The 23,202-nt window shown below is 52.7% G+C and carries 18 protein-coding genes and 1 tRNA gene; 10 read left to right on the forward strand and 9 right to left on the reverse strand.

Annotated features, from left to right (window positions below):
* Nucleotides 1-4: 4 nt before the first annotated feature.
* The 3 genes from B3F49_RS07645 to B3F49_RS07655 form a co-directional block, all read right to left on the reverse strand.
* Nucleotides 5-946, reverse strand: coding sequence for an acyltransferase domain-containing protein (locus tag B3F49_RS07645; RefSeq protein WP_293910181.1), 942 nt, complete (start codon nucleotides 944-946; stop codon nucleotides 5-7).
* Between the two features lie 209 nt (nucleotides 947-1,155).
* Complete coding sequence (locus tag B3F49_RS07650; RefSeq protein WP_293910183.1) at nucleotides 1,156-2,139, reverse strand: TAXI family TRAP transporter solute-binding subunit; 984 nt, start codon at nucleotides 2,137-2,139, stop codon at nucleotides 1,156-1,158.
* A complete protein-coding gene (locus tag B3F49_RS07655) occupies nucleotides 2,136-4,109 on the reverse strand; it encodes a TRAP transporter permease (protein ID WP_293910185.1) in 1,974 nt (657 codons plus the stop codon). Before B3F49_RS07655 ends, B3F49_RS07650 begins: the two co-directional genes overlap by 4 nt.
* 150 nt (nucleotides 4,110-4,259) lie before the next feature.
* On the opposite strand from B3F49_RS07655, the gene B3F49_RS07660 reads away from it, so the two are divergent.
* From B3F49_RS07660 to B3F49_RS07670, 3 genes are all read left to right on the forward strand, one after another.
* On the forward strand, nucleotides 4,260-4,532 hold the full coding sequence (locus B3F49_RS07660; RefSeq protein ID WP_293910187.1) for a hypothetical protein: 273 nt from the start codon (nucleotides 4,260-4,262) through the stop codon (nucleotides 4,530-4,532).
* 124 nt (nucleotides 4,533-4,656) lie between these two features.
* Nucleotides 4,657-5,097, forward strand: a complete 441-nt coding sequence (locus tag B3F49_RS07665; protein ID WP_293891009.1) for a nuclear transport factor 2 family protein — start codon at nucleotides 4,657-4,659, stop codon at nucleotides 5,095-5,097.
* An 8-nt stretch (nucleotides 5,098-5,105) separates the two neighbouring features.
* Nucleotides 5,106-6,047, forward strand: a complete 942-nt coding sequence (locus tag B3F49_RS07670; RefSeq protein WP_293910189.1) for an SDR family NAD(P)-dependent oxidoreductase — start codon at nucleotides 5,106-5,108, stop codon at nucleotides 6,045-6,047.
* Between the two features lie 83 nt (nucleotides 6,048-6,130).
* Here the strand turns inward: B3F49_RS07670 and B3F49_RS07675 are convergent.
* From B3F49_RS07675 to B3F49_RS07690, 4 genes are all read right to left on the reverse strand, one after another.
* Nucleotides 6,131-6,214, reverse strand: a tRNA-Leu gene (locus tag B3F49_RS07675).
* 6 nt (nucleotides 6,215-6,220) lie between these two features.
* Nucleotides 6,221-6,691 carry a hypothetical protein gene (locus B3F49_RS07680; protein WP_293891003.1) on the reverse strand — a complete coding sequence of 157 codons (471 nt, stop codon included), beginning with the start codon at nucleotides 6,689-6,691 and terminating at the stop codon, nucleotides 6,221-6,223.
* Nucleotides 6,692-6,786: 95 nt separating this feature from the next.
* Complete coding sequence (locus B3F49_RS07685; RefSeq protein ID WP_293891000.1) at nucleotides 6,787-8,010, reverse strand: threonine synthase; 1,224 nt, start codon at nucleotides 8,008-8,010, stop codon at nucleotides 6,787-6,789.
* 60 nt (nucleotides 8,011-8,070) lie between these two features.
* Complete coding sequence (locus B3F49_RS07690) at nucleotides 8,071-9,540, reverse strand: pyridoxal-phosphate dependent enzyme (RefSeq protein WP_293890996.1); 1,470 nt, start codon at nucleotides 9,538-9,540, stop codon at nucleotides 8,071-8,073.
* A 377-nt stretch (nucleotides 9,541-9,917) separates the two neighbouring features.
* On the opposite strand from B3F49_RS07690, the gene ygfK reads away from it, so the two are divergent.
* From ygfK to ygeW, 7 genes are all read left to right on the forward strand, one after another.
* Entirely contained in the window at nucleotides 9,918-13,139 is a 3,222-nt protein-coding gene (ygfK, locus tag B3F49_RS07695) for a putative selenate reductase subunit YgfK (protein ID WP_293910191.1), read from the forward strand.
* Between the two features lie 11 nt (nucleotides 13,140-13,150).
* The gene (gene ssnA, locus B3F49_RS07700) at nucleotides 13,151-14,473 is read left to right on the forward strand and encodes a putative aminohydrolase SsnA (protein ID WP_293890990.1); all 1,323 of its coding nucleotides are present in this window, start codon (nucleotides 13,151-13,153) and stop codon (nucleotides 14,471-14,473) included.
* 47 nt (nucleotides 14,474-14,520) lie between these two features.
* On the forward strand, nucleotides 14,521-15,738 hold the full coding sequence (locus B3F49_RS07705; RefSeq protein ID WP_293890986.1) for a YgeY family selenium metabolism-linked hydrolase: 1,218 nt from the start codon (nucleotides 14,521-14,523) through the stop codon (nucleotides 15,736-15,738).
* A 315-nt stretch (nucleotides 15,739-16,053) separates the two neighbouring features.
* Complete coding sequence (locus B3F49_RS07710) at nucleotides 16,054-17,442, forward strand: 8-oxoguanine deaminase (RefSeq protein WP_293910193.1); 1,389 nt, start codon at nucleotides 16,054-16,056, stop codon at nucleotides 17,440-17,442.
* The gene (locus B3F49_RS07715) at nucleotides 17,439-18,272 is read left to right on the forward strand and encodes an FAD binding domain-containing protein (RefSeq protein WP_293910195.1); all 834 of its coding nucleotides are present in this window, start codon (nucleotides 17,439-17,441) and stop codon (nucleotides 18,270-18,272) included. Before B3F49_RS07710 ends, B3F49_RS07715 begins: the two co-directional genes overlap by 4 nt.
* Nucleotides 18,269-21,148, forward strand: a complete 2,880-nt coding sequence (locus B3F49_RS07720) for a molybdopterin-dependent oxidoreductase Mo/Fe-S-binding subunit (RefSeq protein WP_293910197.1) — start codon at nucleotides 18,269-18,271, stop codon at nucleotides 21,146-21,148. The genes B3F49_RS07715 and B3F49_RS07720 overlap by 4 nt, the downstream gene beginning before the upstream one ends.
* 111 nt (nucleotides 21,149-21,259) lie before the next feature.
* Nucleotides 21,260-22,459, forward strand: a complete 1,200-nt coding sequence (gene ygeW / locus B3F49_RS07725) for a knotted carbamoyltransferase YgeW (RefSeq protein ID WP_293910199.1) — start codon at nucleotides 21,260-21,262, stop codon at nucleotides 22,457-22,459.
* Nucleotides 22,460-22,518: 59 nt separating this feature from the next.
* Here the strand turns inward: ygeW and B3F49_RS07730 are convergent, their stop codons facing one another.
* Both B3F49_RS07730 and B3F49_RS07735 read right to left on the reverse strand, forming a co-directional pair.
* The gene (locus tag B3F49_RS07730; RefSeq protein ID WP_293910201.1) at nucleotides 22,519-22,881 is read right to left on the reverse strand and encodes a VOC family protein; all 363 of its coding nucleotides are present in this window, start codon (nucleotides 22,879-22,881) and stop codon (nucleotides 22,519-22,521) included.
* Nucleotides 22,882-22,890: 9 nt separating this feature from the next.
* Nucleotides 22,891-23,202: NAD(P)/FAD-dependent oxidoreductase (locus tag B3F49_RS07735; protein WP_293910203.1), on the reverse strand; the 312-nt coding region annotated here is incomplete at its 5' end.

The raw sequence follows: 23,202 nt of genomic DNA on the forward strand, positions 1-23,202 counted from the left end.
TTGGTTATTCGAGCAAGAAATATCCACCCATGGTACGGAAGGTGACTCCCTCACAGAGTGCTCTTTGTATGGAGCGCTGCAGTGTGGTTGTCGCCTTCCACTGTGGAATATCCTCTGCTGTGGCTGTGAAGCCAAAGACTCGTTCGAAAATCTGCGGAGTCTGGAAGGGAACGGGGAATTTGGAGAAACGCTCCATAAACTGTACAATATTGCTCTCTGTATCTGCAACCAGAGACAAGGCCGGGTCGAGCAACCAAGAGGTGCAGACCGCCACCCGATGTGCTGGAAAGAAAGCTTTTGCCTGTGTAAGCGACGCATCCACTGCATTACCGATAAGCCGCTCACCGGCTGGTATGTGCAGGTGCAATACTTCAGTAGTGGCGTCAGCGATACAGTGCAATGCAGCTTTGTCAAACAGGGTGGGCTTTGCTGCCACATTTCCTTGCCTGCCGTCCACCACATGTGCTTGCAGCATGAGCCCATCCTCCGCAAGGGTAGTGATGAAAGAGGATTTCTCTTCATCGGTACGATACCCGTTTGCGTCACATGCCAGGTTCGCTTCAGCAATGGTGACGAGCCTGGCACTGTCTTCTACTCGATAGATGCGAAATGGGGCTTTGAGGCATGCTGGCTCAAATTGCAGCCTCCCCAGCCTCAGGATCCTTGCACACAGATGGCGGGCAATCCAAAAAACCTGGGTCAAACCGGTCTCCAGGCCATGTGAATCGGCATAGGTCTGTGTCCAGAGCTTGATATCCGCCAAGGTATCCAAGCGAATTGCAGGTTCAATGGATAGCTCATCATAGAGAGAGCAGACACTATCATAACAGGTATGGATAAGGTGCAGGGGATACAGCGGGCCAAAGGCCTGCAATCCTTCAAAGAGGATGGTCCCTGCGGTTTTCTCGTCCCGCATTCTGATGGCTTCACGAAACGTTGCCTTCATGGTTGCATCCTGCTTACTCTTACAATACTGCAAAGCTGCCATCTCAATATCCAAACGTTGGCGCTGTAAGAATCCGAGCTCGGTAAAGAATCCATTTTCCATACTTCGAGCATGCATACCAGTCTGCCTTGAGTCAAGTTCTTTTGCTAAAACAGGGCAAATAAAAAAGCCGGGATTGAACAACCCCGGCTTTGGTGGATGCATCAGGTTTACAGCAACCCAATTTCCCGGTAGTAGCGTGCAGCACCCTCGTGCAAGGGAAGCCCCGCCAAATCCTTGACTGCTTCCTTGGGATTGACCTGCTTCAATGGAGCCTGGGTGGCTTTCAATTCCTCGAAGTTTTCCCAGAACGTCTTGGTCATGTCGTACACAACATCGGCATCGACACGTGCATCGGTGCAGACGGTGATCTTGATTGCCGAAGTCAGCACGTCGGCTGTCTGGCCGGGATAGGTGCCGGCGGGAATGGTGTAGGCGCCGTACCAAGGATAGGCTTGCTGCAGCTTTTTGATCAGGTCCATGTCGAGGCTGAGCAATTTGCCGCCGGCCGTTGAAAGCATTTCGGTAACCGCAGCATTGGGAATTCCGGCCATGATCCAAGCCCCGTCCAGCTGCTTGTTGCGCATCAGGTCGATTGCTTCGGTGAATCCGACATACTGGACTCTCAGCCCATCAGGATAGTTGACTCCGCTGGTCTTGAGGTGCAGGCTGGTCTCCACTTCCGTCGTCGACCCTGGAGCTCCTGAAGCGAATCGCTTGCCGCTGAGATCTGCAAGCGAATTGATGCCGCTGTTCTGTGTGACAACCACTTGGTTTGGGTTGGCGTACAAGCCGATCATCACTCTGAGATTGGGGTTGGGTCTTCCCTCGAATGCTCCGATACCGTGAAAGGATTCATACATGATGGACGTAACGGCAACTCCCAGCTGGGCTTCACCATCGGCAATCATGTTCAGGTTTGCGATTCCTCCGGCACTGGCTTGGGCACTGACCCTGACGTTCTCCAGCTTGGTGTTCCACAGGTTGGCCATTGCCGATCCAAGCGGGTACACGGCTCCGGTAGTTGCCGCGGTGGGGAAGTTGATGACTGTTTTCTTGACAGGCTGGGCTGCTCCTTCCTTGGCGCCTGTGGCAAACAGCAGGCTTGGGACGAGCAGGGTGACAGCCAGCAGTAGTGCTCCATACTTTTTCATGCGATTTTCTCCTTCGGTTGTGATCTCTTCTGCAAATATTGGAAAGTCATAATGACTCCTACGAGCAAGATTGCAACCAAGTCGGTAACCAGTCCGGTTTCAATGAACAAAAGGCCGGCTGCAACCATGACTAGGCGTTCAATGAGATTCAGCTTGCGCAGCAGGTACCCTTGCAGGCCGGAGGAAAGGACGATGACCCCGATTGAAGAGGTAAGCAGAGCCCTCAGGGTTGTGAGCAGGGGAACCCCTTCCGTGCTTCCCAGCAAGAGAATGGGATTGTCCAAAAAGAAGAAGGGAAGGATGAACCCGGTGAGCCCGATTTTTACCGCAATAAGGCTGGTCTTTGTCTGGTCGGAGCCGGCAATGCCGCTTGCAACATAACTGCTCATTGCCACGGGAGGAGTTATGTTGGACAGGCATGCATAAATAAGACAGAACATATGAGCGGCCATGGGAATTGCTCCGGCCTGGATAAGGACGGGAACGGAGACTGTCGATACGATGACATACGCTGCAACTCCGGGAACTCCCATGCCGAGGACGATGCTCATGATCATGACCATCAAGCCGCCGAGATACAACTGGCCCTCGCCAACAATCCTGAGGATGATGTATCCGAAGTTCAGACCCAGCCCTGTCAGGGACACCGTTCCAATGATCACCCCGATGATTGCACAGCTCATCCCCACCGCTATGGCTGAACGCGCACCTTCGACTGTGGCTTGTACAATAACAGACCAAGTCATTCTTGTATCCTTGCGGAGCCATGAGGCGCCGATGGTGGCAAATATTGCAACTACGGCACCAAACAGCGGGGTGAATCCAAAGCTGAGCAAGCCGATTAGGACTACCAAAGGAATAATCAGATGACCTTGCTTTTTCAGAACCACCATGGCGTTGGGAATGTTTTCTTTGCTCAAACCGGAGAGGCCGAGTCTCTTTGCTTCGAAGTGAACCGCAAACAGGAGGGTAAGGTAGTAGAGAAATGCCGGGATGCACGCTGCAAGCAAGACTTTTGTGTAACTTACTCCCATGAATTCCGCCATGACAAAGCCAACGGCGCCCATGATGGGAGGTGCAAACTGCCCGCCGGTGGAAGCAACTGCTTCGACTGCGGCTGCAAACTCCTTCTTATAGCCGGTTTTCTTCATCATGGGGATGGTGATCGTTCCAGTTGTAGCCACATTGGCTATGGCCGATCCATTGATCATGCCCAAAAGAGCACTGGCCAGCACCGCAACTTTTGCAGGTCCTCCGGCTGTTCTCCCTACCAACGTCAGGGAGATGTCGTTGATGAATTGGCTGAATCCACTGTATTTCAAGTAAGCTCCGAAGAGCACGAAAAGGAAAATGTAGGTGGCACTCACCCCTATTCCTACGCCAAAGATCCCCTGGCTGCCCCAAATCATGTGGTTGAGTACCCGTTTGACGCTGAATCCGACATGGCCGAGATCTCCGGGGATCCACTTGCCCAGGAAGTTGTAGAGCAGGAATATCAATCCAAGGATGGCAAGGTTTTTACATGCCCGCCGCCCGGCTTCAAAGATGAGAACCATGACGATGCCTGCAACCCAAATATCGAGACTGATCAGATATCCGCCTCGTTTGGCAACCGGGATGTAATTTTTCAAGAGATAGGCAAAGCTGACGCCGAGTATTGCCAGCAATACCATATCCCAGACAGGTGGAAGGGCGCGTTTTCGGTTTTCGGAAGGGTAGGTTGGAAACAAGAGAAACGTGAAGAGCATGAGAAACAAGAGGTGCCAGGTCCTCAGAGACATAGCATCGATGATGCCAATGGTGTTTGCATACACTTGAAATACAGACCAAAGAAGGAATAAGCCAGTTATTACTGTTCCAAGCGGACCTGAGTACTCTCGAAGCTTGCTGTCTGATTCTTTCTTGTCCAGCAACTCTTGGGCAATGAGCTCTTCCTTGGTGAACTTTTTCTCTGTTGTATTGTTTTGCATGACACCTTTCCCAAATGTTCCCTTCAATCTAGAGGGTGATGCGTCTTTTGTCAATTTGGATATTCACAATTGTGTATAAAAATGGAATGTGTATACACAAGGTTGAAAATTTACAATAGTTTTTCTGTCATTTGCGGAAGCTTCACTGGAATGGATACTCATCCAGGTAATTTGGAGCACTCCCACAAACAGATGGTCAAGCTGATTGTTGCCAGTGACTGTGGCATGATTTTAGGTGCCGAAGTTTATGGAGGAGCGAGCACCGGCGAACTCACCAATGCCATCGGCTTTTTGATTCAGAATCGCGTAACAGTCAAGCAGCTGTTGACCATGCAAATCGGTACCCAGCCATTGCTCACCGGTTCTCCTGCTGCCTATCCCTTGGTTAAGGCTGCAGAGGTGATAGTCAAGAAAATGCACTGATGCCGGGGATGATTTCCCTTTCACGAGCCCTGCCAACATCTGATGTTGCAGGGCTTTTATGGTTTTTATTCAGGATTTATTGAAAGTCATGGTATAAATGAAGCTCAAGAGAGGATGGCATCATATGGACTATGCAATCCAGAGCAAAGAGCATCTGAAGAACCTGTGGACCAATATCTATAATACGGAAGGTAAACCTGACTGGTCACATATCCTTCCCTATTATTCCAAGGATATCTATTTCTGTGACACTGTGCAAACGATTCACGGCATAGAAGAGTTCAAAGCAATGACCGAGCGCCTGATCGCCCGTTCGAACAACCTGAAGATGGATGTGAAGAACACTGCCTCAAACGGCAACATCATTTTCATGGAGTGGGAGATGAGCCTGAGCTTCAAGAAGTATCCGAACTCGTCCATTTATGGATGCAGCAGGGTAACCATCGATGAGAAAGGCAAGATCATCGAGCAACGCGATTACTACGACCTGTGGGGGGATATTTTCGACAATATCCCCAGGTTCAACAGGATGTATCGCAAGTTCATGCACAAGAAGTTTGGTTGAGGCTGTCTATGAAGAATCCCTATTGGAAACAGTACCAGTGGTCGAATATCAGTGCGATGCTGAAAAACAACAAGGCAGTGCCCAAGCAGGAATCCAAGGAATTTTCTGGTCGGTTGGTCGTCATTACCGGTGCCACCTCGGGTATCGGATACGAGACGGCAAAACTCTATGCAAGCCACGGTGCCGACCTGTTGTTGATCAATCGAGACAAAGAGAAATCAGAGAAGCTGAAAGCAGAGCTTGAGCGGGATTTCAAGGGTGTTTACACGTATTTCATCGCTGATTTTTCTAATCTGAAAGATATTCATGCTGCTTCTGATTATTTAGCTTCGCTCGACCAAAAGATCAGTGTCCTCATTCACAACGCCGGGGTGTACAACACGCACAAGCGCTTCACCGGCGACGGTATTGAAGAAGTGTTTCAAGTGAACTACCTAGCCCCGTTCATCATCACCTACAAGCTGCAGGACAAGCTGATGGCGCAGGGTGAGACCAGGGTGCTCTATGTGAACTCGGAGGGGCACCGGTTTGCCTTATCTGGATTAAGGCTTGACGACCTGGCTTGGAAGAAACAGCACTATACAGGACTCAAAAGCTATGGTTCGGCCAAGACCGCCCAACTGCTCTCCTTGTTCCCCTTCAGCCGGGTTTTTGCAGGCAGCACCGTTACGGTCAATGCAATGCACCCCGGTGATGTCCTTACCAACATGGGGGAGAACAATGGACGGCTGTACAGATTCTTCAAGCATCACATGATCAACCCGTCAACCCGCTCTCCCCGCTTGTCGGCAGAGGCGCTCTACTATCTGGGAGTATCGGATGAGGTAAAAGAAACAGCAGGAAAGTTTTTTAATTTCACCACGCTTGAGATTCCTGCACCGCATGCGCTTGACCAATCAGTAGCAGAGAAGCTGTGGCAAAAAAGCTTGGAAATGGGGCACCTCTCATAATGAAAAAATGTACATAAAAGTACACTTATACTTGTATGTACATTTTTAAATCATTATAATATATAATTATGTAATAAAAGTTTTGCCGAAAACGGGACTTGAACCCGTACGCCCTTGCGAGCAAGGGATTTTAAGTCCCTTGTGTCTACCTGTTCCACCATTTCGGCCGATACTTATTGCTCTTGTGTCTCCACCGTCTGAGGAAGTACTGTTGCATCGGTCTTGATCGGAATCAAACGCTTGATGAACGGCTGCACCCCGACATACGTTTTCTGGAACTCGTTCTCGCTCTCCTTCAACGCTGCCTGCCAGGCTGCCCCGAAGCCGGGACTGTTGATGGTGAGACGGTCTACTGCAAGTTGGTAAATCTGAAGCCGTGCAACTTCCTTGCGACCGGGCTTCTGCGAGTACGTGCTCAAACTGATGCGTAGATTCTCATTTTGCTTTTTCAGCTCTTCGTTCTGCTCTTTCAACTTGGCAAGTCCTTCACTCTCCAAATCCATGCGGTCGGTCAGCATCCGCTTCAGCCGCTCGGTTTCCTTGTTGGTGGCAAGGATCTCCCGATGCCGTTTGGTGGACATGATCACCACGAGGACGATGGCCAGTACTACTCCAATTCCAAGACCGATTAGAAAGTTCTGCATGCGAATCTCCTCATCACAGCATAAAAGGTACTGCAAGCGGGGCCTTTTGTCAAAGGTGAATGGAGCAAGCAGCATGAATTGCTCCATCCCTTGTTCTACTTGAAGCGATTCTCTACAGCTTCTACGCTGTTCTCGATTGCTTCGGGAATGGAAACCGTTCCTTGGAACACCGCCATGTCCTTGAAGCCGCTGCCGGTGAGCAAGGTGCACACATTCACATTGGCTCCAAAGCGTTTGATGAGCATTTCACTGTCCACCGTAAGGGCAGCCCAGGCACATGCTGCCGCCGGCTCGACGAAAATGCCTGCCTCCTTGGCCAGCTCAAGCTGAGCGGCAAGTATCTGCTTGTCGTCCACCTCGGTGGCCCAGCCTTCGCTTTCCTTGATGTACCGGACCGCCATGCGGCCGTTTGCCGGGCTTTCCACACTGATGGAGTCGGCACGGGTGGTGGCTTTTGCAAGGTTGGAGAAATCACCGGTTTTCCATGCCCTGCTGATGGCATTGCTCTGCTTGCTCTGTGCACAAACAATATGGGGGATTTTCTCGATGAGCCCGGCCTGCTTCAAGTCGTAGAATCCCTTGTATACGCCGGCGTAGATGCAGCCGTCGCCGACGGGGACATAGACGACATCGGGCACACTGCGTCCCAGTTGCTCAAACAGCTCAATGGAGATGCTCTTCTTGCCCTCGATGGTCATCGGGTTGTAGGCTGTATTGCGGTTGATCCCTCCAAACTTTTTGGTGTAGGCGATCGAGAGTGCGAATGCATCATCATACGAACCTTTCACAGGGACCACCGTGGCTCCGTAGAGCACGCTCTGCATCAGCTTGTTGACCGGAGCCGTGGCGGGAACGAACAGGATTATTTCCAGTCCATATGCAGCTCCGGCACAGCTCATGGCCGCTCCTGCATTGCCCGTTGAAGCCAAGGCGATCTTGTTCTGCTTGTGCGCGATGGCTTGGGCGGCGATCAGTTGGCTTGCCCTGTCCTTGAAGGAACCGGAAGGCAAGGCGCTGTCCAGCTTGCAGCTCAGGTTTGCAAGACCGTACTTTTTGCCAAGACGAAGCGGCTTTGCAAGCGGGGTGCCGCCTACCGGATATACTTCGCTCGTGGGTACGGGATAGGGAAAGAAATCAAACATGCTTACATGCTCTTTGCTTCCAAGGGCCTTCAGGTCCTCACTATTGAGCTTGACGATGACATTTCCCTTCGGAAATGATTTGCCGTCATTGTCCTTGGCACACTTCGGGCACTGATAAAACACTTCATTCGTTTCATACACGCTGTGGCAGTCACAGCACTCGTAGGTAAAACGCATACATCCTCCGTTAAGAAAAAATGCCGGACGCAAGGCCCGGCATGGATTGTCTAGACTGGTTTATTTGGCCAGCACTTCCTTGTTGAATGCCTCAATCATAGCATCAATCTGCTCGGCGTAGGCAGGAATCTGCTTCCAATAGTTCTTGTCGTACCACTGTGCGTTGATTTCTTCATACGTCTTGCCCTGCTGCTCGACCCAGGTATAGTACTTGAGGTTGTGGATGCGCAGTCTTTCATAGTAGGTAAGCTCAAGAGCTCCGTCGATCGACTGGTGGTGCAGGCAGCCGGCCAGTGCACGCACTGCAGCGTACTCATCAAAGGCACCCTGGATTTCGGTCTGTTCAGCCAAGCGGGAGGTGTACATCTCCGAACTGTCCGTCAGCACTGTGAAAATGACGTCGTCGGCTTCGAGTTCATAATATTTGGCCATTTTGATGGAAGCCAATACATTGGCGATTCCGCTGATGCCGTACAGGGGAAGGTTCGCAATATCTTCTTCGCTTACACCCATCTTCTTCAGGTACTCAATACCCGCCGGCTCATTGAAGAGACGGTAGACATCCATACAGTCCTGATCGTCGACGGCGATGACCATGTCGGTGTTCTTCACGTTGTGGACCCAAGGTACATGCTTGTCCCCGATGCCTTCGATTCTATGACCGCCGAAACCGTTGCGCAGCAGGGTGGGGCATTGCAGCGCTTCACTGGCGGCGATCTTGAGGTGGGGATACTTATCTTTCAGTGCATCTCCGGCTGCAAGCGTTCCGCCCGAACCTGTTGCGGAAACAAAGCCCCGTACATTCTCATCTGCAACTTTCTCATCTTTCTGAAGCACTTCGAGGATGGAGCCACCGGTTACGGTATAGTGCCACAGATAGTTTCCAAACTCTTCGAACTGATTGAAGATTACGATATGTGCACCACGCTCTGCATCCAGCTCATGGCACTTGTCGAAGATTTCCTTGACGTTTGATTCACAGCCGGGGGTTGCGATGATTTCACCGGCGACGGTCTTCAGCCAGTTGAAGCGTTCCTGGCTCATTTCCTCGGGAAGAATGGCGATGGACTGGCAGCCCAAAAGGGCGCTGTTGTAGGCACCACCGCGGCAGTAGTTGCCGGTGGACGGCCATACAGCCTGCTGATTCACCGAGTCGAAGTTGCCGCTGACCAAAGCAGGGGCTAGACAACCATAGGTTGCACCGACTTTGTGTGCTCCGGTGGGGAACCACTTGCCGACGAGGGCGAGAATACGGGCTTTGACGCCGGTAAGTTCATGGGGAACCTCAATATAGTTTACACCGCCGAAGGTACCGCCGGTCTTGGTGGGTTCGTTCTTCCAGGTAATCCTGAAGAGGTTGGAGTTGTCAACATCCCAAAGACCTACATGGGAGAGTTTTGCCTTGATATCCTCAGGTACGGTAGAGGGATCCACCATCTGTTTGAACGTGGGGAGCAGGATTCCCTTTTCCTTGCAGCGTTTGATATTCCTTGCCCGTACTTCTTCATTGACATTCAAATTGATCAGCATGTCTTATCCTCCGTGGTGACACTTTGTTGCTTTTTCAGATTAATCAAGTATACCGTAAAGAAGTAAAATGTAAAGCGATAATTCGTGAAAGTTGAATTTTTGGAATATAATTTGCGTTAAGTAGTAGTATGTACTTATAAATTTTTCGAAAAGTACGATTTTCGAAAGACTGTTTTTAACTTTTCCCCTTAGTCGGGCATCCAATATGGATACCGAAGGGTGGGGAATCGGCAATCGTTGCCGTATCAGGAATTCCAATCCAATGACACACTATTTGTTGCGAAATGTTGCAAATTTTATTGACTTCTCTCCAATCTGGATTAGAATGAATAAGGGTCGGGCCGCATGCCCGACCAACCCTATAGGAAGGAGTAAGTATGGGAGATATCATGCGCCCCGTTCCCTTCTCGGAACTAATCAGTCGTATTATCGGTGAATACCGAAACCATCATTCCATTTTTGGCATTGCCGAAGAGCAATTCTATCAGGATTCAGGGAAAAAAAGCATCAAGGTGTTCGGCCAAAGCTGCAGTACAGCCCTTGGTCCCGCCGCCGGTCCCCATACCCAGCTTGCCCAGAACATCATTGCCAGCTATTTGGTTGGTGGTCGGTTCATGGAGCTCAAGACTGTACAGGTCATGGATACCTTGGAGATCGACAAGCCGTGCATCGACGCCCGTGATGAAGCCTACAATGTTGAGTGGTCGACCGAGTTCACCCTCCCCAAGGCTTGGGATGAATATGCCAAGGCATGGATCATCCTCCACATGCTGGAAGCCGCCATGCACAAGGGCAAGTTCGAAAAGCCTTCGTTTATTTTCAATATGTCGGTCGGTTACAACCTGGAAGGCATCAAGACAGCGAAGATGCAGCAGTACATCGACAGTATGATCGACGCCCGCAAGGATGAGCGGTTCAATCAGTATCTCTCCGAGATGGAAGCACTGTTCGATGAAGGCTTGTTCGATGGAACGCCTTGGGAAGGCCTGGAAAAGAAGATGAAGGGCCTGAGCACCAAAATCAGTGCCAACATCAGCCCCTCCACGACATTGAGCACCATGCACGGCTGTCCCCCAAAGGAAATCGAAGCCATCTGCACCTATATGCTCACCGAGAAGAAGGTGGATACCTTCGTCAAGCTCAACCCGACGCTGCTCGGCTACGACCAAGTCCGCAAGATTCTTGACGACCTTGGCTATACCTACATCACTCTTACCAGGGAAAACTTCGAGCATGACCTGCAGTACGGCGATGCCATCGCCATGCTTGCACGCCTTGTCAATCTCGCCAAGAAGGAAGGGCGCGGCTTTGGAGTGAAGCTGACCAATACGCTGGGCTCGGTAAACGACCAAGGCGTCCTGCCCGGCAATGAGATGTATATGTCCGGCCGCTCACTGTTCCCAATCTCCACTACGGTGGCAACGCTTTTGAGCAAAGAGTTTGCCGGAAAACTGCCCATCTCCTACAGCGGAGGTGCTACCGCTTTCACGGTCAAGCAGCTCTTTGAAAGCGGTATCAGGCCGATCACCCTGGCAACCGATATGCTCAAGCCCGGTGGGTACACCCGTCTTACGCAGATGGTAAAAATCCTTGAGAAGAGCAAGGCGTGGGGCATGGTCGGCATCGACTTGGCCAAGATTGAGAAGCTGTCAACGGATGCCCGTTCGGGTTCCTTCAACGAAATCGAGAAGGATTTCAGAGGCGACGATACGATCAAGATCGGTGAGAAGCTTCCTCTGTTTGACTGCTATGTGGCTCCCTGCCAGGTGGCATGCCCCATCCATCAGGATGTACCGGAGTATGTCCAGCTGGTAGGCCAAGGCCGCTATGGTGAAGCACTTGCCCTCATTTATGACAAGAACGCCCTTCCCGCTATAACCAGTCACATCTGCGACCACCAGTGCCAGCTTCACTGTACCCGCATGGATTATGAAGGAGCGGTGAAAATCCGCGATATGAAGCGCATTGCGGTGGAGAATGGGTTCGAGGCTTTCAAGCAGCTGTGGGAAGGGCCGACCGATAAGACGTTGATCAAGGCCGCTGTGGTAGGAGCCGGCCCAGCAGGCCTCTCTGCCGCATATTTCCTCGCTCGTGCAGGTTTCGACACTACAGTCTTTGAAAGGGAGGAGAGTGCAGGTGGTGTGGTCAGGCATGTCATTCCAGGCTTCAGGCTTCCCGTTGAAGCCATTGAGAGCGATGTCCAGTTCATCAAGGCCCATGGGGTGCAGTTCCATTTTGGTGTCGACACCGAGGTCATGACTGTTCAGGCTCTCAAGGACCAGGGGTTCTCATACATCTTTTATGCCATCGGCAGTGAAGTGGACAACGATATTCCCTTGACCGGTGACCGAAGCCGGGTAAGGCAGTCCCTTTCGTTCCTCTCCGCTTTCCGTAAGGACCCATCCACAATCAGTCTTGGCAGGAACGTCGTGGTTGTCGGCGGCGGAAACACCGCCATGGACAGCGCCCGTGCTGCTCTTCGCATTCCCGGGGTTGAGAAAGTTTCCGTCATCTATCGCCGTACCGAGGCCGAGATGCCGGCCGACCATGAGGAGTACGGTCTAGCCAGGAAGGAGAACATCCAATTCATCTTCCTCGCCAATCCTGAGAGGTTTGAAGGCAACATCCTTACTGTGAGAAAAATGGAACTCGGACAGAAGGATGCGAGCGGCAGAAGAAGACCGGTGGCAACACAAGAGACCTTCACCATCGAAGCCGACACCATGATCACCGCCATCGGTGAACATGCGGATACCGAAAGACTCACCTGGTACGGAGTGCCGGTGAATGAGAAGGGTTGGCCGAAAGCAGATGAAGAGACCAAGGAGTCCGAGGTCGAGAACGTCTACGTCATCGGTGATGTCCAAAGCGGTCCTTCCACCGTGGTGCGGTGCATCGCCAGTGCACGAAGTGCTGTCGAGGCAGCCATTGACAAGGTGCTGGGTCCCGAGGATGAGGAGGAAGACTGCGATTGCGGTCATGATCACGACCACGACCATGAGTGCATCTGCGAGGACGATTGCGACTGTGACGACGAGGACGATATGACCGACGAAGAGCGCTTGGAGCTCGAGAATGATGAAAACAAGTTCTTTGCCGAAGTCGCCGAGAAGAAGAGCAAGATTCTTGTTTCCAAACAGTTTTCTGATGCCGACTTCGCCGCCACCGAGGCTGAGCGGTGCCTTGAATGCTCATACCTGTGCAACAAGTGCGTTGATGTCTGCCCGAACCGTGCCAATGTCGCCATTGATGTCCGCAACACCGGTGTGTTTGCCGACCCGTTCCAGATTCTTCACCTCGACGCTTACTGCAATGAGTGCGGCAACTGTGAGACTTTCTGCCCATACGACGGCGGTCCGTACCGCAAGAAGTTTACCCTCTTCAGCTTGAAGGAAGATTTTGACAACTCCACGAACAACGGCTTCTATGCAGAGGGAGAGGACATCATCATCCGTCTCGACGGAAAGGTGTATGACTGTTCCTTGGATGGGGAGGGAATCCTGACCGGCGATGAGGAAGGCATTACCGATGAGGTGGCCGCCTTGATCGAGGAAATCTATACTTCCTACAGCTACCTGCTCGGGTGCGTGGAAGCATAAAGGAGAGTGATGTGGCTACAACGATAATAACCAATACGACAGTCATGCAGACCCAGAGTCCTTTTGACGTGACCGAAGGTGTGGATATCGTCATAATTGACGATGTCATCACCAAGGTAGGCAAGGATGCCTCCGTAGGCCTGAAGGCTGACAAGGTGATCGACGGGAGGAACAAGACTGTCATCCCAGGCAACGTCTGTTCTCATCACCACTATTACAGCGGACTTTCCAGGGGCATGTTGATTTCCTCAGGAGTGCAGGAGGATTTCATCCAGGTTCTGAAAGAGTGGTGGTGGCGTCTTGACCGCGGTTTGGATGAGGAAGCTTGCTACTACAGCTCCCTGATCTGCTCCATCGATGCAATCGCCAGTGGAACGACCACCTGCATAGACCACCATGCAAGTCCCGCATATATCGCCGGAAGTCTTGATACCATAGCCAATGGCATGGAGGAAGTCGGGGTGCGCGGCAGCACCTGCTATGAGGTAACCGACCGCAACGGCGGCATGGCGGAAGTCGAGGCAGGAGTGGCGGAGAATCTCCGATTTGCCATGGCTGCAAAAAACAGGCCGCTGGTTCGCGGCATGATCGGCGGCCACGCTCCCTTCACCATCCCCGATGAGGGGCTGAGGATGATGGGAGAAGCCATGCGCGAGTCGAAGGCCGGCATGCATCTGCATGTTGCCGAAGACAAATATGATGTGGTGTTCAGCCATCACAAGTACAACGCCGATATCATCGACCGGCTGGAATCCTTTGACCTGCTCACCGACAACACCCTGTTGGTGCACGGCCTGCATCTCAACGAACGGGAGATCGACAAGCTCAACGAGCATGACTGTTTCTTCGCCCACAACGGCCGCAGCAACATGAACAACCATGTCGGATACTGCAAGCATATTCAGAAGGTGAAGAATCTGGTCATCGGTACCGATGGTTGCGGCGGCAATATGTTTGAGGAGCTCAAACTCGCATTCTTCAAGCACAAGGACCAAGGTGGTTCCTGGTGGCCCTCCGACTACGTTGCAGCCTTGAACCGCGGCAACCGTTTGGTGGAGAAATACTTTGACGGTAAGTTCGGAAAGGTGGAGGCTGGCTGCAAGGCCGACCTTGTCATCTGTGACTACCATGCTCCTACTCCTTTGGTGGCGTCAAATGCCGCCAGCCACTTTGTATGGGGGATGAGCAGCAACTGTATCGAGAGCGTCATGGTGAATGGCAATCTGGTGATGGAGAACCGGCAGTTCCCTCACCTTGATGTACCAAGGATTTACGCCGAGGCGGCCAAAGTCGCCAAGCGCGTATGGGAAAAAGTGGATACAATCGCTCCCTAAGCGGGCGAGGATGATGATATGACCTACGGTCAAAGGGGAAATGCAAGATGACAATTCAGGAACAGATCAGGGCAAAGGCTGCCGAGTACCGTGATTACACGGCTCTCAATCTCTCGAAAATGGTAAAGGTCAAGAGCTACAGCTCCCAGGAAGAGGATGTCTGCCGCCTTATCGTCACCCTGTGTGAAGAGGCCGGGTTTGACGAAGTCCGCATCGATGGGCTTGGGTCGGTGATCGGCCGCGTAGGCAATGGTCCCAAGAAACTCGCCTTCGACGCACATATCGATACCGTTGAAGTCGGCAACCTGAAGAACTGGGATTTCGATCCGTTCAGCGGGGAGATCAAGGATGGAAAGGTGTGGGGCCGCGGATCCAGCGACCAGAAGGGCGGCGCCGCTTCCATGATCACCGCCGGCCGCATCCTGAAGGAACTCGGCTATGGTGGTGAGTATACCGTGTATTTCACCTTCACCGTCATGGAGGAAGATTGTGACGGCATGTGTTGGAAGTATCTGATCGAGGAAGAGAATTTCCGCCCCGATTTGGTGGTTTCCACCGAGCCCACCAGTTGCCGCCTCTACCGCGGACATCGCGGCCGTATGGAGATTCGTGTCATCCTCAAGGGTATTTCCTGCCACGGCAGCGCTCCAGAACGCGGAGTCAGCGCCGCCTACAAGGCAGCGAAGGCAGCGTTGGCCATTGAGCAGCTGAACAAGGATTTGCAGCCCGATGCTGAGAAGTTCCTCGGCAAGGGAACCATCACCGTCAGCCAGATGGATGTCAAGGGTCCCAGCCAGTGTGCAGTCGCCGACTACGCCATGCTCTACCTCGACCGCCGCTTGACCTGGGGTGAGGATGCAGATCTTGCCATCAGCCAGGTTCGTGACTATATCAGCAAGGCAACCGGGGACGATCCCTCGGCCATCGTCGTTGAGATGCCCAACTATGAGAAGATCGGCTGGACCAAGAAGGAGTACTCCCAGGAGTTGTACTTCCCGACTTGGAAAATCGATGCCGACCATCCGCTGGTGATTGCCGGTGTGGCTGGCCACGTGGCCCTGTTCGGCAAGAAACCGGTTGTAGATAAGTGGACCTTCTCGACCAACCTGGTTGCGACCACCGGCCGCCACAAGATTCCCGCCATCGGCTTCGGCCCTGGTGATGAATCCCAGGCACATGCCCCCAATGAGATCAACCGTGTCGATGATTTGGAGATTTGTGCTGCTTTCTATGCGATGCTTCCCTACTCGTTGGAGAAGAAGTAAGCTCTCCGGTTTTACCGGAAAGCAGGATATGGTATACTACAGCCACAGGGCACCCGCCTTGTGGCTGTTTGAAGCTTGAATCCTTCCGTTGTATGATTCAATAGGCAATGGAAGTCAGCGATTCAGATGCAGAAGGGGCTCTGCCTGAGAGGCTGCATCGAGAGAACCAAGGTAGTGGATAGGACCCCTTACTCTCCACACCTTCCTTGCGGAACAGCCCGCATGCCGAAGCCGAGTTACAGCAAGATCGGCTCACCATAGTCTCAAATACGTTGGGGAAAGCCGCATCCTGCCTATCAAAGGAGATTCGAAGGCATGAGTTCCTCGCTTCTATTGAAAAATATTTACTGCCTCCAACCCACGTTCGATGGTCCCCAGTACCATGGAGCCGATTTGTTGATTGTAGGGAACAAGGTAGAGGCCATCGCCCCTACCGGGAACCTGCAAGCTGCAGGGAAAGTACGTACAATTGATTGTTCCAAGCATGTGGTGATTCCCGGTTTGGTGAACACCCACCACCATTTTTACCAGACACTTACCCGCAACCACCCCGCTGTGCAGAATGCAAAGCTTTTTGATTGGCTGAAATTCCTCTATGAGGTTTGGAAATATGTCGATGAGGATGCAATCTATCACTCCTCGCTTTTGGCCATGGCCGAGCTTATGAAAACCGGATGCACGCTTACCACCGACCATCACTATCTCTACCCCCGATCTTTCAAAGGGGATTTGATGGGGCTGCAGTTCGAGGCTGCCGATACTTTGGGCATGCGGTTCAGTCCGACCCGTGGTTCGATGAGCCTGAGCAAGAAGGATGGAGGGCTTCCTCCCGACAGTGTCGTTCAGACTGAAGATGAAATTTTGCGTGACAGTGAGCGCTGCATCAAGACATACCATGACAGAGCCCCCGATGCCATGCACAAGATTGCACTCGCCCCCTGCAGTCCTTTCAGCGTAACCAAGAGCCTGATGAAGGACACTGCAGCACTTGGCCGCAAGTATGGGGTTCGGCTCCACACCCACCTGTGTGAGACATACGACGAGGCAGACTTCTGCCAGGAAATGTACGGCATGCGACCGCTGCAGCTTATGCAGGAGTGCGGCCTGGTCGGAGAGGATGTATGGTATGCCCATGGCATCCACTTCAATGATGAGGAACTGAAGATTCTTCAAAAGACCAAGACGCATATCGCCCATTGTCCTTCCTCGAACATGAGACTGGGCAGCGGCATCTGCAGGGTCAAGGAGATGCTTGACATGGGCATCAATGTTGCGGTTGCCGTCGATGGAAGTGCAAGCAATGACAGTTCCGACATGCTTGCTGAAGTTCGTCAGGCGATGCTGCTTCAGCGTGTCCGCTACGGTTCCGATGCCCTTTCGGCCGCCCAGGCCTTCACCATGGCAACCGAAGGCGGTGCAAAACTGCTCAACTTCGGCCAAGTCGGAAGACTTGAGAAAGGGTGGGCTGCAGACTTGGCAATTTTTGATGTTTCAACACTTCCCTATGCAGGAAGCCAGAGTGACCCGGTGGCCAGTCTGCTTTTCTGTGGAACCAATCACAATACTGATTACACGATTATCAACGGGAAGGTTGTAGTCGACCACGGGCAGCTGGTTGGCTACGACGAGATGGAGCTTGCTCAGAAGGCGAATGCCATCAGCAAGCGGATGATGGACCAGGCTGCCAGAGGAGAGATTGTATGATACAGGAATTTCTCATTGCGACGGATACGGAAGATGCCCTCAGACTGAAACGCAACAAGGTCAAGAGTGTTTGGTATGCCGGAGGGACGGAGATCAACCGGCTCAATTCCACTGTGGATGCAAATTGTGCCATCAGCCTGGCTAAGCTTGGATTGGATACCATCACCGATGAAGGTTCCTTCCTACGCATCGGCAGCATGGTGACATTGCAACAGCTGGTTGCATCGCCTCTCGTTCCCCGGTGGCTCAAGGAAGCCGCCTTGACCTGTGGGTCCTTCACCCGCAGGAACATGGCTACGATCGGCGGCAACCTCGCCTTGATGAGCGACCACTCCTATCTTGCCCCGGCATTGCTTGCTTCGCGTTGCCGCTTGCTCACCGCCAACCTCACCGAGGGTGGTGCGTACAGCGAGGACAACATCCCCATCAGGGAGTATCATACGTATCATCATCAATTCAGCGGTACGCTCCTGCTTGCCGTCAGCCTTTCCAAGGATCTTCGGTTCGTCGGCTCCAGACGGTATGCAACCAGTGTGCAGAATCGCAGTGCAGTGCATGTAGGATTCGGAGCGACCTTGGACAGCGAGCAGGTCATCGACCATGTACGGGTGTTTGCAGCAGTGCACGGCAGCGGGGTGCAACGCCTCAGCGGTGTGGAGAATGCAATCGAAAACGGTGAGTTGACCACCCGCGAGGATGTTCAGCTGGCTGTCCAGCATGCCGTTACCGCCGTAGATGACAGCATCGGCAGTGCAGAGTACAAACGCTATATCGCCAGTGAAGGCATCGGCGGGCTCTTTGCCGAGTTTCTGAAAGGAGGCGAAAAATGAACAAGCTTGTCTTTACCGTAAATGGGAAGAAACATACAACCACCTGTGAAGCGTCCGAATCCCTGCGTTCGGTCCTCGTGCGCCTTGGATACCGCAGTGTGCGCGACAGTGACGACCGGGAGGGTTTTGCTGGGAGCGATACCGTCATTCTCGATGATGTTCCCGTGTATGCGAACCTTGTACTGGCCCTGCAGGCGGATGGCTCGGCCATCCGTACCGCCGAAGGCTTGGGAACAAGCAGGAACCTCAATGTGATCCAGCAGGCCATGATTGATGCCGGTGTGGTACAGAGTGCCTACAATGCTCCCGCGGCCGCCTTGCTGCTGACTTGGTTGCTTGAGAGGGTGGATAATCCCACCAAAGAGCAGATTGATGAGGTCCTCAGTGGTATTTTCATTCGCGATACCGGGTATGAACACTACTATCTGGCGGTCAAGCTTGCAGTCGAGCGTATGCAGACCGGCTCCTACAAGAGTGAGATCTCCCCGTCCTTCCGTGATGAGCTGACCTATGTCGGCAAGCCCAAGGGAAAGGTGGATGGTCCCCAGCTTGTTGCCGGCGAACCATGTTTCGTCGAAGACCGGGTGCTCCCCGGTTATTACTCGATGGTGCTTTTGCGCAGTCCCTATGCCCATGCATACATCACCAAGATCGACACCAGTGAAGCACTGCTCATGGAGGGTGTTGTCACCATCATCACCCATGAGAACTGCCCCGATGTGTTTTATATGCAGGCAGGTCAAGGCAATCCCGAACCCAGTCCGCACGACCGCAGGCTTTTCAACCGCAAGGTTCGACATGTCGGGGATCGAGTGGCGGCCGTCGTGGCTGAGACTGAAGAGCAGGCAATTGCTGCACGTGCAGCAATCAAGGTGGAGTATGAGGTCCTCAAACCCGTTCTGACGGTTGAGGAGGCGATGGAGGAAGGTGCTCCCTTGATCCACAACGGCATTGTTGAGTATCGCTCGGGAGCTCCCAAGGACTTGGACGAGTACAACAAGAAAGCCGACGTGCGGGATGGGAAAGTAATCTATCAGTTCCCCCTCCACGGTGATATCAGGCGCAACATTGCCAGTGCCGCCCACGGGCATATCGGTGATGTGGAGAAGGGGTTCAAGGAAGCTGATGCCGTGGTCGAACGGACCTACCAGACCAGTCAGGTTCAGTGCACTCCGCTCGAGCCGCACCTCTGTTATGCGAAGATCGATGGTGGAAGGCTGGTGCTTCATGCCTCCACCCAGGTTCCTTACCACGTTCGGCGCATTGTTGCATGGGTATGCCAGATTCCCGAGAACAAGATTCGTGTCATCAAGGAACGGATTGGTGGCGGCTACGGCAGCAAGCAGGATATTCTGGTGGAGGATCTGGTCGGTTATGCCACCTGGATCACCGGCAAGCCCATTTACTATCGCAATACCCGGCAGGAGGAGTTCATCGCCAACTCCACCCGCCATCCGATGCGGGTGACGGTGAAGATGGGCGGGAAAAAGGACGGCACGATTACTGCCGTCTATATGGATGTCCGTGCCAATACCGGACCGTATGGCAACCACTGCCTTACGGTTCCGATGAATGCATGCTCCAAGACACTGCCGCTTTTGAAAGTCGACAATATGAAGTTCGATGTCATCACCTACTACACCAATATCGCTCCCACAGGAGCTTATCAGGGCTACGGTGCACCAAAGGGCAGCTATGCGCTGATGATGTGCATGGCCGAGCTTGCCGAGCAGCTTGGCGTCGACTACTACGACATGGCCATGAAGAACAAGGTCGAACCGGGCTACATGCTCGAGATTCTCAAGGGGCTGGGAGAGGGGCGTGAAGGCAATGTTGTGCCGGTCGGTTCCTGTGGTCTCAACGAGGCATTGGTCAAGGGTGCAGAGATGATCGGGTGGGGCAAAAAGGAGATTTCCAGCGATCCTGATTGGAAGATCGGCAAGGGCTTTGCCATGATCCAGCAGGGCAGCGGGCTTCCCGGACTTGACCACTCCAATGCGTGGGCCAAGCTGCTGACTGATGGAACCTTCCAGATATTCAGTGGTGGGGCGGACTTGGGAACCGGATTGGATACCATCAGCGCTAAGATGATCAGCGAGGCGTTCTGCGTGCCGCTTGACAGGGTGACGGTCACCAGTGGTGATACCGACAGCTGTACGTTCGACACCGGAGCCTATGCTTCCAGCGGTACCTACTTCAGTGGAGGTGCATCCTACAAGGCTGCCCAGGATTTGAAGAAGAACCTGCTTGACGAGGCTGCCTACCAAATGAAGGAGAGTGTCGAGGACCTGATCCTTCGTGCACCAGGCGAGGTTTACAGCACCAAGACCGGTAAGACGCTCAGCTATGCAAAGCTCAGTCACGATGCCCTGAGTGGAACGGGACGCGGACAGGTGATGGGCAAGGCTTCCTTCACCACCAACCACAACTCCATCCCGTATGGTGCACATTTCGCCCAAGTTGCCGTCAATGTACGTACGGGACAGCTCAAGGTGCAGAAGTTCTATGCCCTTCAGGATGCAGGGACTCCGATCAACCCCGAGCTTGCGCTCTGCCAGATGTACGGCGCTGTTCTCAAGTCCATCGGCCATACGCTCTATGAGCAGATGATCCTGGATGAGAACGGGGTGTGCCTCAATCCGACGCTCAGCGATTACGGCGTCCCCATGATCAGTGAGAAGCCCGAGGATTTCAAGGCTGTTTTGATTGATATCAATGATGAGGTCGGGCCCTACGGAGCCAAATCCATCAGCGAAATCGCCACCAACGGGGCTGCTCCCGCCATCGCCATCGCCATCCATGATGCAGTTGGTGTATGGATGAGAAATTGGCCCTTTACCCCGGAGAAAATCTTGAAGGAGATGGGAAGAATCTAAAGGATTCATGCAACAAACTGCAACATTAAATCTAGACAGCGGCACCTTGTCATGGTATAGTGCCCTTGTCTGGATTTTTTTTATGAACAAAACCAATGGAGGTTCCACAACATGAAGGACAAAGCCACTATTAAGAAGATGATCGAGGAGCTGAAGACCCTCAAAACAGACAACATGTATCTCAATGACTTTTTCCATACTTGGAAGGAGTCCGACGACGAAATTGCAGCCGTGTTCCAGGTAGCGGAAGTTCTGCGTGCCCTGCGCGAGAACAACATTTCCACCAAAGTGTTTGATAGTGGCCTTGGAATCTCGATATTCCGCGACAACTCCACCCGAACACGTTTCAGTTTCGCCAGCGCCTGCAACCTGCTTGGCCTCGAGGTGCAGGACTTGGACGAGAAGACCAGTCAGATCGCCCACGGTGAGACGGTCCGCGAGACTGCCAACATGGTCAGCTTCATGGCCGACGTCATCGGCATTCGCGACGATATGTTCATCGGCAAGGGCCATACCTACATGAAGACCGTTGCCCAGGCTGTGCAGGATGGCTATGACGACGGTGTGCTTGAGCAGAGACCCACCTTGGTGAACCTCCAGTGCGATATCGATCACCCGACCCAGAGCATGGCTGACATGCTGCACGTCATCAACCACTTCGGTGGAGTCGAGAACCTGAAGGGCAAGAAAATTGCCATGACCTGGGCTTACAGTCCCTCCTACGGCAAGCCGCTCTCGGTTCCCCAGGGAATCATCGGCCTGTTCACCCGCTTCGGCATGGATGTGGTGCTTGCCCACCCCGAGGGGTACAATGTAATGCCCGAGATCGAGGAAATTGCCAAGGAGAATGCAAAGAAGAACGGTGGTTCCTACAAGCGTGTCGGCTCCATGGCCGAGGCTTTCAAGGATGCAGACATCGTCTATCCGAAGAGCTGGGCTCCCTTTGCGGTAATGGAAGAGAGAACCAAGATTGTCGAGCATGGAGATCAGGAAGCCTTGAAGGCTCTTGAGAAGACCTGTCTGGCAAACAACGCAAAGTTCAAGGAATGGACCTGCACCGAGGATTTGATGAAGCTGACCAAGGAAGGAAAGGCCCTGTACATGCACTGCCTGCCTGCCGACATCACCGGAGTCTCCTGCAAGGAAGGCGAGGTTGAGGCTTCCGTGTTCGACCGCTACCTGGTGCCACTCTACAAGGAAGCCAGTTACAAGCCGTACATCATCGCAGCCATGATTTTCCTCTCCAAGTTCCAAAATCCTTCTGTAAAGTTGGATGAGCTGCTTGAGGCCGCAACCAAGAGAATCAAATAAGTCAGTATCCTGTAGATAGGGAGAAAACGAGCCGGGAGAAATCCCGGCTCGCTGTTTTGCTAGCGTCTTTCAACAAATTGGATTCTCAAACCGTTCGGGTCGAGGACATAGAAGAATCGGATATGTGGATTGGGTGCAAACGGGCCCTCATGGATCTCCAAGCCTTGCTCCTTAATCTTCTGCATCATTACATCGAGATCGTCGACGGCGAACCCGAGGCTGATGGCTTTTCCCATATCCTGCATCTCTCCCTTGGAGTGATGTATCAATTCGATTTGTGTCTGTCCGCCACCGAGAAAGGCCAGTTCGGTGCTCTCATTGCTTCTCACCCGTGTGTTCAGGCTCAGGCCTACAACATTCTGATAAAAGTCCAGACTTGCATCCATGTCACGAACGGTGATGGTCGCCCATAAAAAATTCATAGATTCCTCCTAATGTACACTCTGTACTGCGAGATAGGCAGTACTAAAGGCTGCCTGTAGATTATATCCGCCGCTCTCTCCGTCATAGTCGAGCATCTCACCGCAGAAGAACAAGCCCTTGGCCTTGTTCGATTCCATGGTCTTTCTATTGACCTCTCCTAGATGTACCCCGCCGCTGGTTACCATTGCCGACTGGAAACCCTTCGTACTCGATACGTGAAGCTCAAGACTGCTCGCCAGTGAAACCAATGTTTTGCGCTTTGCCTTATCCAGGGTTGCCGTGGTGGCATCGTTTCCGATATCCGCCATTTCAATCAGTGT

It is taken from the genome of Sphaerochaeta sp. UBA5836, assembly GCF_002432845.1.
Taxonomy (GTDB): Bacteria; Spirochaetota; Spirochaetia; order Sphaerochaetales; family Sphaerochaetaceae; genus Sphaerochaeta.

What these genes read in the sequence shown, in the direction of transcription:
- B3F49_RS07645 (WP_293910181.1), bottom strand. Translation starts at nt 946, where the DNA reads ATGAAGGCAACGTTTCGTGAAGCCATCAGAATGCGGGACGAGAAAACC.
- B3F49_RS07650 (WP_293910183.1), bottom strand. Translation starts at nt 2,139, where the DNA reads ATGAAAAAGTATGGAGCACTACTGCTGGCTGTCACCCTGCTCGTCCCA.
- B3F49_RS07655 (WP_293910185.1), bottom strand. Translation starts at nt 4,109, where the DNA reads ATGCAAAACAATACAACAGAGAAAAAGTTCACCAAGGAAGAGCTCATT.
- B3F49_RS07660 (WP_293910187.1), top strand. Translation starts at nt 4,260, where the DNA reads ATGGATACTCATCCAGGTAATTTGGAGCACTCCCACAAACAGATGGTC.
- B3F49_RS07665 (WP_293891009.1), top strand. Translation starts at nt 4,657, where the DNA reads ATGGACTATGCAATCCAGAGCAAAGAGCATCTGAAGAACCTGTGGACC.
- B3F49_RS07670 (WP_293910189.1), top strand. Translation starts at nt 5,106, where the DNA reads ATGAAGAATCCCTATTGGAAACAGTACCAGTGGTCGAATATCAGTGCG.
- B3F49_RS07680 (WP_293891003.1), bottom strand. Translation starts at nt 6,691, where the DNA reads ATGCAGAACTTTCTAATCGGTCTTGGAATTGGAGTAGTACTGGCCATC.
- B3F49_RS07685 (WP_293891000.1), bottom strand. Translation starts at nt 8,010, where the DNA reads ATGCGTTTTACCTACGAGTGCTGTGACTGCCACAGCGTGTATGAAACG.
- B3F49_RS07690 (WP_293890996.1), bottom strand. Translation starts at nt 9,540, where the DNA reads ATGCTGATCAATTTGAATGTCAATGAAGAAGTACGGGCAAGGAATATC.
- ygfK (WP_293910191.1), top strand. Translation starts at nt 9,918, where the DNA reads ATGGGAGATATCATGCGCCCCGTTCCCTTCTCGGAACTAATCAGTCGT.
- B3F49_RS07705 (WP_293890986.1), top strand. Translation starts at nt 14,521, where the DNA reads ATGACAATTCAGGAACAGATCAGGGCAAAGGCTGCCGAGTACCGTGAT.
- B3F49_RS07710 (WP_293910193.1), top strand. Translation starts at nt 16,054, where the DNA reads ATGAGTTCCTCGCTTCTATTGAAAAATATTTACTGCCTCCAACCCACG.
- B3F49_RS07715 (WP_293910195.1), top strand. Translation starts at nt 17,439, where the DNA reads ATGATACAGGAATTTCTCATTGCGACGGATACGGAAGATGCCCTCAGA.
- B3F49_RS07720 (WP_293910197.1), top strand. Translation starts at nt 18,269, where the DNA reads ATGAACAAGCTTGTCTTTACCGTAAATGGGAAGAAACATACAACCACC.
- ygeW (WP_293910199.1), top strand. Translation starts at nt 21,260, where the DNA reads ATGAAGGACAAAGCCACTATTAAGAAGATGATCGAGGAGCTGAAGACC.
- B3F49_RS07730 (WP_293910201.1), bottom strand. Translation starts at nt 22,881, where the DNA reads ATGAATTTTTTATGGGCGACCATCACCGTTCGTGACATGGATGCAAGT.